Consider the following 11,286-nt stretch of genomic DNA (forward strand, 5'->3'; position numbering starts at 1 on the left):
GCCGCATTGACGCGCAAGGCACGCAGTATAACAGCAAACGTATTCATTCGCGGCATTTGATAAGAAAGCTCATTTTGTGATTACGATCACACATGTTAATTCCTATACTTAATTGCTACTAAAAAATTAACAATTTGGGATGGTGTCTTTTTATGGCAGAAAATAACGCACGATCGCCACGATTACTCGTGACGCTGACGGCCCTCTTTGCAGCACTTTGCGGGCTGTATCTTCTTATCGGAGGTGTCTGGCTGGTTGCTATTGGCGGTTCCTGGTACTACCCCATCGCGGGCCTTGTGATGCTGGTTGTGGCCGGATTGCTATGGCGCAGTAAACGTGCCGCGCTGTGGCTGTATGCCGCCCTGCTGCTGGCGACAATGATTTGGGGCGTGTGGGAAGTCGGGTTCGACTTCTGGGCGCTCACGCCGCGTAGCGATATTCTGGTGTTTTTCGGCATCTGGCTAATATTGCCGTTTGTCTGGCATCGGCTGGTGGTTCCTTCCAGCGGCGCTGTGGCGGCGCTGGTCGTGGCGCTGCTGATTAGCGGCGGCATTCTGACCTGGGCTGGCTTCAACGACCCGCAGGAGATCAACGGTACGCTTCGCGCCGACGCCACGCCCGCCGCAACAAGCTCGTCGATCGCCGACGAAGACTGGCCGGCCTATGGACGTAATCAGGAAGGCCAACGCTATTCGCCGCTGAAACAGATCACTGCGGATAACGTTCACCAACTGAAAGAAGCGTGGGTCTTCCGCACCGGCGATCTGAAACAACCCAACGATCCGGGCGAAATCACCAACGAAGTGACCCCGATTAAAGTCGGCGATACGCTCTACCTGTGTACGGCTCACCAGCGTCTGTTCGCACTGGACGCCGCCAGCGGTAAAGAGAAGTGGCATTTTGATCCTCAGTTGAAGACCGATTCGTCTTTCCAGCATGTGACCTGCCGCGGCGTCTCTTATCATGAGGCCAAAGCGGATACCGCCTCGCCGGAGGTCATCGCCGACTGTCCGCGCCGCATTATCCTCCCGGTCAATGACGGTCGCCTTTTCGCGGTGAATGCCGAAACCGGCAAGCTGTGTGAAACCTTCGCCAATAAAGGCGTCCTGAATCTGCAAACCAATATGCCGGACACCACGCCGGGACTGTATGAACCGACGTCGCCGCCGATTATCACCGATAAAACGATCGTCATTGCCGGTTCGGTCACGGATAACTTCTCTACCCGCGAAACGTCCGGCGTTATCCGTGGTTTTGACGTTAATACCGGTAAGCTACTGTGGGCCTTCGATCCGGGGGCGAAAGATCCGAACGCGATTCCAGCCGATGAGCACGCTTTTACCTTTAACTCGCCGAACTCCTGGGCGCCTGCCGCCTATGATGCGAAACTGGATCTGGTCTATCTGCCGATGGGCGTGACCACGCCGGATATCTGGGGCGGTAACCGCACGCCGGAGCAGGAACGTTATGCCAGCTCCATCCTGGCGCTGAATGCCACCACCGGGAAACTGGCCTGGAGTTATCAGACCGTCCATCACGATCTGTGGGATATGGACCTGCCGGCACAGCCGACGCTGGCGGATATCACCGTTAACGGTACCACCGTTCCGGTTATCTATGCGCCAGCGAAAACCGGTAATATCTTTGTGCTCGACAGACGTAATGGCGAGCTGGTCGTGCCCGCTCCGGAAAAACCGGTCCCACAGGGCGCGGCAAAAGGCGATTACGTCGCCAAAACTCAGCCGTTCTCTGATTTAACCTTCCGCCCGAAAAAAGATCTCTCCGGCGCGGATATGTGGGGCGCGACCATGTTCGACCAACTGGTGTGCCGCGTTATGTTCCACCAGTTGCGCTATGAAGGTATCTTCACCCCGCCGTCCGAGCAGGGGACATTGGTATTCCCTGGCAACCTGGGGATGTTTGAATGGGGCGGTATTTCCGTCGATCCAGACCGTCAGGTCGCTATCGCTAACCCGATGGCGCTGCCGTTTGTCTCGAAGCTGATCCCACGCGGCCCGGGTAATCCGATGGAGCCGCCGAAAGACGCGAAAGGTACCGGTACAGAAGCAGGTATTCAGCCACAGTACGGCGTACCATTCGGCGTCACGCTGAATCCGTTCCTTTCGCCGTTTGGCCTGCCGTGTAAACAACCGGCCTGGGGCTATATTTCCGCGTTGGATCTGAAGACCAATGAAATCGTATGGAAGAAACGTATAGGGACGCCGCGCGACAGTATGCCGTTCCCGATGCCGGTTCCGGTGCCGTTCAACATGGGGATGCCCATGCTCGGCGGGCCAATCTCAACCGCCGGTAACGTACTGTTCATTGCCGCGACCGCCGACAACTACCTGCGCGCTTATAACATGAGCAACGGGGAAAAACTGTGGCAGGGACGTTTACCCGCCGGAGGCCAGGCAACGCCGATGACCTATGAGGTAAACGGTAAGCAGTACGTGGTCGTTTCTGCCGGAGGCCACGGTTCGTTTGGTACGAAGATGGGCGACTATATCGTGGCCTATGCTTTGCCTGACGACGCGAAATAACCATTAATGCCCGGCGTATGCCGGGCATTGTGCCGGGTGGCGGCTTCTCCTTACCCGGCCTGCGTCGGAGACAGCGATTAGACCGTAAATCCTAACATCATTCCCGTATCTTCATGTTCTAACAGATGACAGTGCGCCATATAGGCATGTTCCTTCGGCGCGTCGTGATCGAACTTGACCAACACTTCGCTGATACCGCCCTCAACGCGTACCGTATCCTTCCAGCCCGTTCTGTGCGCTGCTGGCGCTTTGCCGTTCTCTGACAGAATACGGAACTGCGTGCCGTGAATATGGAAAGGATGCAGCATCATGTCGCCCACGCCGGAAATCACCCAACGTTCATGTCGGCCTTTTTGCGCCGCGAACATCGGTTTGTTCATATCGAAGACCTGGCCGTTAATAAAGTTAGCGTTATGGAAGTCGAATTTTCCGCCGTGATTCATATTGCCCATCGCGCCATGATTCATCCCGCTGTGATCCATGTTGCCATGATCCATCTCGCCATGCCCCATATTGCCGCCCTGCATATGCGCGTTCATGCTGTCATGATCCATGCCGCTCATCGCCTGAGCGCCATATTTCTTCATCAGCATTTGCATCCCCATCATATCAAGACGCGGGTCCATCGACAGTTTCAGGTTGCGCACCGTTAGCCCTTCCAGCGACGGCAACGCAGGCATCGTCGTCAACGTATCCGGCAGCGTACCGGAGGCGGTAATCCGCAGCGGCTGGATACGCATCACCGGATGCGGTTTATCAAACGGAGCGATCGCCATTCCCATCTGGCTGACCGGCAGGGTCACCAGATCAAAGGCTTTCCCGTCGCTGATATCCACCAGCACTTCAAAACGCTCGCCCATTAATAACGGCAGTTCGGTGACTTTCACCGGCTCCGCCAGCAGGCCGCCGTCGCTGGCGATCACATAAAGCGGACGATTATCGCTGGCGGCGATATTCAGCGAACGCGCATTACAGCCATTTAGCAAGCGCAGACGTAGCCAGCCTTTCGGCGCGGAATGCTGCGGATAGATAGCGCCATTGGTCAGCAGCGTATCGCCAAACCAGCCGACGGCGGCGGTCATAATATCCAGTTGATAATCAATCTGACCATCGGCGGAGAAGCGTTTGTCCTGAATGATCACCGGCACATCATCGATGCCCCACTGTTTCGGCAGGCGCAATTTGCGAATCTCGTCATCTTCAATCAGCACCAGTCCGGCAAGGCCCATCGCCACCTGGCGCCCGGTTTTGCCATGTTTATGCGGATGAATCCAGCAGGTCGCGGCGCGTTGCTCCGGCGTAAACGTCACCGTGCGGGTTCCGCCTGCGGGAATAATCCCCTGCGGGCCGCCGTCGACGATGCCCGGAATCTCCAGACCATGCCAGTGAAGCGTCGTGTCTTCGGCCAGTTGGTTATGGATATCAACGGTCACACTTTTTCCTTTGTGGAGCTGTACCGCTGGCCCCAGCAAATTACCGTTGTAGCCCCAGGTTGTCGCGTTCTTACCGGCGAATGTCGACTGTCCGGCTTTAACAATCAACTGCATACGGTTGCTCGCATCTGCCGTTAACAGGTCAGGAATAGGCAACGCGGGACGTTCGGCGGCAAAAGCGGCGCGGCTCCACAGCGGCAGCGCTGATGCAACCCCCAGCGCCACTGAATATTTTAAGAAATCACGGCGTAACATAATCATTTCCTTATAATGAACAGGCGGGTGTCTAAGCTTAGACCCTGCCCTAACGGGAAGGTCAAGCCAGCAACACGTCTTTACCATTCCTGACAGCAATACAATAAGAATGAAAACGCCGCGACCAATCCTGATAATAAAAGTCGTCGCTACGTTCTCAGTATGCTAACGTTGACTTTCCCTGATGCCGTGGTAGAAGCAATGAAGACGTTTTTCAGACCCGTGTTGTTTGGCAGCCTGATGGCCTTATGCGCAAATAGCTATGCGCTTACTGAATCCGAAGCCGAAGATATGGCCGATTTAACGGCGGTTTTCGTTTTTCTGAAAAATGACTGTGGTTACCAAAATTTACCCAACAGTCAGATTCGCCGTGCGCTGGTCTTTTTTGCCCAGCAAAATCAGTGGGACCTGAGTAACTACGACACCTTCGATATGAAATCGTTGGGCGAAGACAGCTACCGCGATCTTAGCGGCATCGGTATTCCGGTCGCTAAAAAATGCAAAGCTCTGGCCCGTGATTCTCTGAGCCTGTTAGCCTACGTTAAATAATCCTCCGCGATCCTATTGCTGAAATAATGACCGTGCATCCACGGTCATTGTTAGCTATGATGTTGCGCCCTTTTTTTACGGGTGTTAACAATGGAGGTATCAGCCAATGGCCGAAAATACGATGTGGCATGAAACGCTACACGACCAGTTTGGTCAGTACTTTGCCGTAGACAACGTTCTGTATCATGAAAAAACCGATCACCAGGATTTAATCATCTTTGAAAACGCTGCTTTTGGCCGCGTGATGGCGCTGGACGGCGTGGTACAGACCACCGAACGCGACGAGTTTATTTATCATGAAATGATGACCCACGTCCCGCTGCTGGCGCACGGTCATGCGAAACACATTCTGATTATCGGCGGCGGCGACGGCGCAATGCTACGTGAAGTCACCCGGCATAAAAACGTCGAAACCATCACCATGGTGGAGATCGACGCTGGCGTAGTCTCGTTTTGCCGCCAGTATTTACCCAACCACAATGCCGGCAGCTACGACGATCCGCGCTTTACGCTGGTAATCGACGACGGCGTGAATTTCGTCAATCAGACCCATCAGACCTTTGATGTGATCATTTCCGACTGTACCGATCCGATAGGCCCCGGCGAAAGCCTGTTTACCTCCGCCTTTTATGAAGGCTGTAAGCGTTGCCTGAATCCGGGCGGCATTTTTGTCGCCCAGAACGGCGTGTGCTTCCTGCAACAGGATGAAGCGCTCGACAGCCACCGCAAGCTGAGTCATTACTTCAGCGATGTCGGCTTCTACCAGGCGGCGATTCCGACCTATTACGGCGGCATCATGACCTTCGCCTGGGCGACGAACAACGACGCTCTTCGTCACCTGTCGAGCGAAATTATTCAGGCGCGTTTTCATGCCGCCGGCCTCAAATGTCGCTATTACAACCCGGCTATTCATGCCGCTGCATTTGCGCTACCGCAATATCTACATGACGCACTGTCCGCACAGTGACGTTAAGGAGGTGATAAAAATTGAAAAAGCTGAAACTGCATGGCTTTAACAATCTGACGAAAAGCCTGAGTTTTTGTATTTACGATATCTGCTACGCCAAAACCGCAGAAGAGCGCGATGGCTATATCGCCTATATCGATGAACTCTATAACGCCAACCGACTGACCGAGATCCTGTCGGAGACCTGCTCCATTATCGGCGCGAACATCCTGAACATCGCCCGTCAAGATTATGAACCGCAGGGTGCCAGCGTCACGATTCTGGTGAGCGAAGAGCCGATCGACCCGAAACTTATCGATCAAACCGAACATCCCGGCCCGCTGCCGGAAACCGTGGTGGCGCACCTCGATAAGAGCCATATCTGTGTGCATACCTATCCGGAAAGCCATCCGGAAGGCGGGCTATGCACCTTTCGCGCCGACATCGAAGTGTCAACCTGCGGGGTGATTTCACCGCTAAAAGCGCTCAATTACCTGATCCACCAGCTAGAGTCCGATATTGTCACCATCGATTACCGCGTGCGCGGCTTTACGCGCGACGTCAACGGTATGAAGCACTTTATCGATCATGAGATTAATTCTATTCAGAATTTTATGTCGGAAGATATGAAGTCGCTGTATGACATGGTGGATGTAAACGTGTATCAGGAAAATATTTTCCATACCAAGATGCTGCTTAAAGAGTTCGATCTTAAGCACTACATGTTTCACACCAAACCGGAAGATCTCACTGAAACCGAACGCCAGGAGATCACCGCCGCGCTGTGGAAAGAGATGCGCGAGATTTACTACGGCCGCAATATTTCTGCGGTCTGATTCACCACTGGCAGCGCCTGACGGCGCTGTCACTCCGGCTGCACCAGCGTTAGCGCAAAAGCGCGCCCTTTCAGTTCAACCTGCGCTGACGGCGGCAGATTGACGTCGGTAATCACATCATTAAAGCGCTCAAGCGGCACCACATTAAAGAGCGAATGCGCGCCATACTTACTGCTGTCCGCCAGCAACACTTTGCGCTGCGCATTAGCAATAATCTCCTGTTTAAGCCCGGCCTTATCTTCCGTTGGGGTCGTCACGCCCGTTTTTACCCCCCATGAATTACAGCTCATAAACGCGATGTTCGGATACACGCTACGCAACAGCTTACGCCCATGCTCACCGATACAGGACTGACTGCTGTCATCGATACGACCGCCGACAATCGTCACTTCAATTTGCCGGAACTCAGCTAAAAACAGCGCAATATGCAGATCGACGGTGATGACCCGCAGCGGAAGATGGGTTAAGCATTTCGCCAGCTCCATCATTGTCGTACCTGCATCCAGCACGACGGCATCGCCAGCATTCACCAGCGATGCGGCAACGCGTGCGATCGCCCGTTTTTCAGCAGGCGATCGCAGTTGTTTTTCATTGGTGGTGGGCTGGGCGGGTTCAAAACGCCGCAGCGCCACGCCGCCATGACTACGGCTGATCACGCCCTGCTCATCCAGCTTGATCAAATCGCGACGGATAGTGGCTGGTGATGCGTCAACCGCCTCAACCAGCTGTTCTACCGTAACCAGCGTATGGTTTTTCAGATACGCCACAATGAGATCCAGACGGTGTTGTCCTTTCATAACAGGGAATTATGCCAGTTGCATTGCCAGTTTGATCGATACGGCCATGCTCTCAGATTTTGCTTTTCCCGTCCAGGCGATATCAAATGCGGTGCCATGATCGGCAGAGGTCCGAATAAACGGCAGCCCCGCGGTGATATTCACGCCATCATAAAAGCCAAGCAATTTCAACGGGATATGCCCCTGGTCATGATACATCGCCACCACCATATCATACTGCCCCTCATAAGCCTGGAGAAATACAGTATCCGGCGGGCACGGCCCATAAACGTCCATGCCTTTTGCGCGGGTATCGGTAATGGCTGGCGTCAGGATACGCGTCTCTTCATCGCCAAACAGGCCATTCTCGCCCGCATGAGGATTCACGCCTGCCACGGCGATACGCGGTTTAACGTAACCCACACGCTTGAGGAAAGTATCAGCAATACCAATCACCGTTTCGACACGCGCGGTACTTAACGTATCAAGGAATTTACGCAGCGCGATATGCGTTGAAACGTGAATCACTTTTAGTTTATCGGTGTAAAGTACCATCGCGTAATCGCGGCTATGGGTCAGGGTCGCGAGCAGCTCGGTATGGCCCGGATAGTTGTGCCCCGCCAGGTGCAGCGCCTCTTTATTCAGCGGCGCGGTAGCGATAGCCTGTACGTCGCCCCGTAACGCTAACTCGGTGGCGCGCTTCACGCAGCGATACGCTAAATCCCCCGCCTGCGCCTGAACTTTCCCGGCCTCCAGCGCCTCCGGCTGCGCCAGCGGCTCATCAATCACATGAATGATGCCGGGCGCAAAACGCGCTTCGGCAACCCGTTCAATGGCCCGTAACTCGACGTTCGGCGTAATGCCCTTCGCCTGTAAACGTTTCAACGTTGCGAGGCATCCAATAACCACCAGCGGCGCGCCGTTGAGACCGTCTTCGCTTAGCGCTTTAACAATAATTTCCGGCCCAATGCCCGCAGGATCGCCCATGGTAATGGCAACGGTTTTAGTCTCCACAATACATCTCCTCAATATAATAAAGCGCGTCACACAACGTACTGTCTGAACCGAATCCGCCCGCTTTGGTAATGACCGGCAGATCGTCAATTTCGCTGTTTACAAACGTTCCACAGGGAATACAGGGCGCCACCTCGCTCTGAATGCGATAACCTTCAGCGCCAAGTGCGCCGGCGACGGCGGTAGCGATATCGCCGCCGGTCAGAAACAACCCGCCAATCCGCGCCTGCTCGATAATGTTTAACGTGACGACGCCAAGCCGCTGGCTCAGTCGCTCGCCCAATTGCTGACGGCTCATCGCGGATTTTTCGCACAACGCGTCGATTAACTGTCGATCTTCTGCGCGACGGCTGGTGCGTAAAATCGTATGTCGATGCTGACTTAACAGCGCGCAGGCCTGCTCTACGACAGACGCGATTTCCTGTTCCGCGCGATCCGACACCATGCGCGCGGCATCGATATCCACGACCTCCGCACGCCCCCGGCACAGCGCATTATCCACCTGACGTCGCGTGGCTTCGCTCATCGAACCGGCCACCACCAGCACCGGCAGCCGCTGCCGGTCTTGCATAAAAAGTTCAACCGGCAACGCATTCGCCAGACCAGCGGCGCCGACAAGCAGCGGCATCGACGGTTGTTCACACGCCGCTTGCGCAATCAACGTCAGATCCCGCTCTTCTACCGCATCCACGACGATAATCCCTTCGCCCTCAGCCGCATAAGCCGTAAGTAAGGCGCTTAACCCACCGCGTCGAACATCCTGCAAAAAGACTTCATACACAGGGATCTCACTTTGCAACGCCACTATCTCGGCAATACGGGAAGAGACAATGGGCGTTTTCGGATCGCTGGCAAATTCGGTTTCCAGTAGCGGGACGCCATTAACCAGACATTTTCCTTCAAGCGTCGTGCGTCCAGCCGCAGGGATCGCGGCGGCGATAACGGCCAGTTTTCGCTGACTGGCGCGCATAGCCGCCGTCACTTCGGCGCCGATATTGCCGCGAAATGTAGAGTCGATTTTTTTGTACACCAGCGGCGCTGGCGATGTCTCACACCACGGGGAAAGCGCGGCATAAACGGCAGATGCCGCCTGATCTGCGGGCATCGCCCGGCTTTCGGTGTTAATGACTAACACATCGGCGCGGCGGGACGGTTTTTGCGACGCGCTCAACATGACTTCCGTTCTCGCCCCCTTCTTCGCCAACTGGACGCCGGTATCATTCGATCCGGTAAAATCGTCGGCGATGACTATCATTTTCATGCGTTTTTCTCCAAAGAAGCCTGACGCGCCTGTTTTTTCGCAACCCAGGAGGTCAACACTGGCGTCAGGATTGCCGTGGTGATCACCGAGGCGGCAATCAGCGGAGCGGCAGCAGCGGCCACCTCGGCGAGCGAAGGGTCGGCCTGCGCAATAGCCAGCGGCGTCGCAACGGCATTACCCGCGGTGCTGGAGGCCGCCGCCCCGGCAATGCCAGTTCCGCCAACCAGACGATCTGCGCGGATATTAAAGAAACCGCCAACAAACGTTGTCAGCACGCCGAGCAGAATTCCGGCAAGTCCGCCTTGCAGTAACATTTCCAGGTTGATGCCCGCCCCCAGCGCAAAAGCAAAGAAAGGAATGAGCAGCGGGCCGCCTTTGGTCAAAAAATCGCGCATATGAGGATCAAGATTGCCGAGGATCATGCCGACAACCAACGGAACCAGCACCGCCACCAGCGCCATAATGGGAATGTTCGCCATCCCTGCCGCGCCCAGCGCAATCATCGTAAAGAAAGGGCCATCATTAAGAGACAAAATAGAGATAGCGCCGACGTCGCGCTCATTGCCGAACTCACCTACCAGCGCAGCATAAAGTCCGCCATTCGAATTGCTCATCGCCGCGATAATCGCCACGCCGCTCAGGCCAAAAATACCCTCCGCGCCGAAAAGATGCTCCACGCCCAGGCCAATCCCGATGGCGACAAGCAACTTAGTGAGCGTAATCGTCCCGCCCTGCAATAGCGCCTGGGGTGCGGCTTTCACACTGATACCGGCTCCCATACACAGCAGAAAAGCGCCAATCAGCGGCGCCGCGCCGTTTTTAAATAAGGCGGTGGTAAAACCGCCGATATCAAGCGCCTGTGGAGCGAAGGTGTTAATGACTGCGCCAATAACGAGCGGTACGACCATCATGCCGCCGGGTACGCGCTCTATTGCTTTTTTGATGTTCATGGTCTTACCGCCTGTTGCTTGTTGTGATTGAATAAAATCATAACGATTATATTCAATCAAATTAAGATCACAAACGCGTCAGATCACAGTTTTAAAATGATTAATAAAAATCAAAAAATCATTCTGCAATAAAAAAGCCGGGATACTCCCGGCTGGAATGTGTGGTGATTTCGTTTCCACTACGCCCCCAACTGTCCGTCGACTGGCGTTGCGGGACAATAACGAAGAGAGGGTCAGGCTTTACTGACGAATTCCCGATACGCGGCGACGACCCGCAGAAAATCCTCCATGCCGCACAGGGATAAACTCTCTTCATCGTAATAACTCATCCCCTCTTCCATCTCATCGCCGGAAAAATCCAGCTGATTGGCGCGAATCATCACTTCTTCGCCGTCCATCCAGATCGTGTATTCATGCCCTGCTCGTTGCCAGGAGCGTTCGCTGCCTTTGACCGTACGCGCGGCTTGTTCTACTTCATCCAGTAGCGAGAGGTTGTCTTTAACCTCTTCATTAAACCAGTGACCGACCACCTCGTGGCCCATCGACATTCGTACTTTTACCCCTCCGGTAACGTCGCGCAGAAATTCGTAATCCATAATTGTTTTCCTCTGCAAAGCCCTTACAGTCATTATCGCAGCAGCGGAGAAGAAAAAAAGCGGGAACAGCAGGCGGAATGAAAATAAAAACCCACCGCAGTTGCGATGGGTGTTGTAGGCCCGGTAA

The 11,286-nt window shown here is 54.6% G+C and carries 10 protein-coding genes; 4 read left to right on the top strand and 6 right to left on the bottom strand.

All coding sequences use genetic code 11. From position 1 onward, the window contains the following. Window positions 1–152: 152 nt before the first annotated feature. Window positions 153–2,543 (top strand): pyrroloquinoline quinone-dependent dehydrogenase, encoded by a 2,391-nt coding sequence (locus J4645_RS13745; RefSeq protein ID WP_000829733.1) that lies wholly within the window; start codon window positions 153–155, stop codon window positions 2,541–2,543. Between the two features lie 77 nt (window positions 2,544–2,620). Here the strand turns inward: J4645_RS13745 and cueO are convergent, their stop codons facing one another. Then, window positions 2,621–4,231, bottom strand: coding sequence for a multicopper oxidase CueO (gene cueO / locus J4645_RS13750; protein WP_000946047.1), 1,611 nt, complete (start codon window positions 4,229–4,231; stop codon window positions 2,621–2,623). Between the two features lie 201 nt (window positions 4,232–4,432). Here cueO and J4645_RS13755 point away from each other — a divergent pair, with 201 nt between their 5' ends. The 3 genes from J4645_RS13755 to speD all read left to right on the top strand — a co-directional run bounded on the left by J4645_RS13755 (window position 4,433) and on the right by speD (window position 6,562). Next, entirely contained in the window at window positions 4,433–4,780 is a 348-nt protein-coding gene (locus J4645_RS13755; RefSeq protein ID WP_000846613.1) for a YacC family pilotin-like protein, read from the top strand. Window positions 4,781–4,886: 106 nt separating this feature from the next. Continuing rightward, window positions 4,887–5,747 (top strand): polyamine aminopropyltransferase, encoded by an 861-nt coding sequence (gene speE, locus J4645_RS13760; protein WP_000829961.1) that lies wholly within the window; start codon window positions 4,887–4,889, stop codon window positions 5,745–5,747. A gap of 20 nt (window positions 5,748–5,767) precedes the next feature. Next, window positions 5,768–6,562, top strand: a complete 795-nt coding sequence (speD, locus tag J4645_RS13765) for an adenosylmethionine decarboxylase (RefSeq protein ID WP_000734276.1) — start codon at window positions 5,768–5,770, stop codon at window positions 6,560–6,562. Between the two features lie 29 nt (window positions 6,563–6,591). Here speD and J4645_RS13770 read toward each other — a convergent pair whose 3' ends face one another. From J4645_RS13770 to yacL, 5 genes are all read right to left on the bottom strand, one after another. Next, complete coding sequence (locus tag J4645_RS13770) at window positions 6,592–7,359, bottom strand: DeoR/GlpR family DNA-binding transcription regulator (RefSeq protein WP_000678254.1); 768 nt, start codon at window positions 7,357–7,359, stop codon at window positions 6,592–6,594. A gap of 9 nt (window positions 7,360–7,368) precedes the next feature. After that, complete coding sequence (locus J4645_RS13775; RefSeq protein WP_000448748.1) at window positions 7,369–8,352, bottom strand: D-threonate 4-phosphate dehydrogenase; 984 nt, start codon at window positions 8,350–8,352, stop codon at window positions 7,369–7,371. Then, window positions 8,342–9,613, bottom strand: a complete 1,272-nt coding sequence (locus J4645_RS13780; RefSeq protein ID WP_000782190.1) for a D-threonate kinase — start codon at window positions 9,611–9,613, stop codon at window positions 8,342–8,344. The genes J4645_RS13775 and J4645_RS13780 overlap by 11 nt, the downstream gene beginning before the upstream one ends. Continuing rightward, the gene (locus J4645_RS13785; protein WP_001022084.1) at window positions 9,610–10,563 is read right to left on the bottom strand and encodes a 2-keto-3-deoxygluconate permease 1; all 954 of its coding nucleotides are present in this window, start codon (window positions 10,561–10,563) and stop codon (window positions 9,610–9,612) included. Before J4645_RS13785 ends, J4645_RS13780 begins: the two co-directional genes overlap by 4 nt. 233 nt (window positions 10,564–10,796) lie before the next feature. Then, window positions 10,797–11,159 (bottom strand): protein YacL, encoded by a 363-nt coding sequence (gene yacL / locus J4645_RS13790; protein WP_000384308.1) that lies wholly within the window; start codon window positions 11,157–11,159, stop codon window positions 10,797–10,799. Window positions 11,160–11,286 lie beyond the last annotated feature (127 nt).

Origin of the sequence: Salmonella sp. 32082101201600294FB01SM01 (assembly GCF_017572865.1) — a bacterium.
GTDB lineage: Bacteria > Pseudomonadota > Gammaproteobacteria > Enterobacterales > Enterobacteriaceae > Salmonella > Salmonella enterica.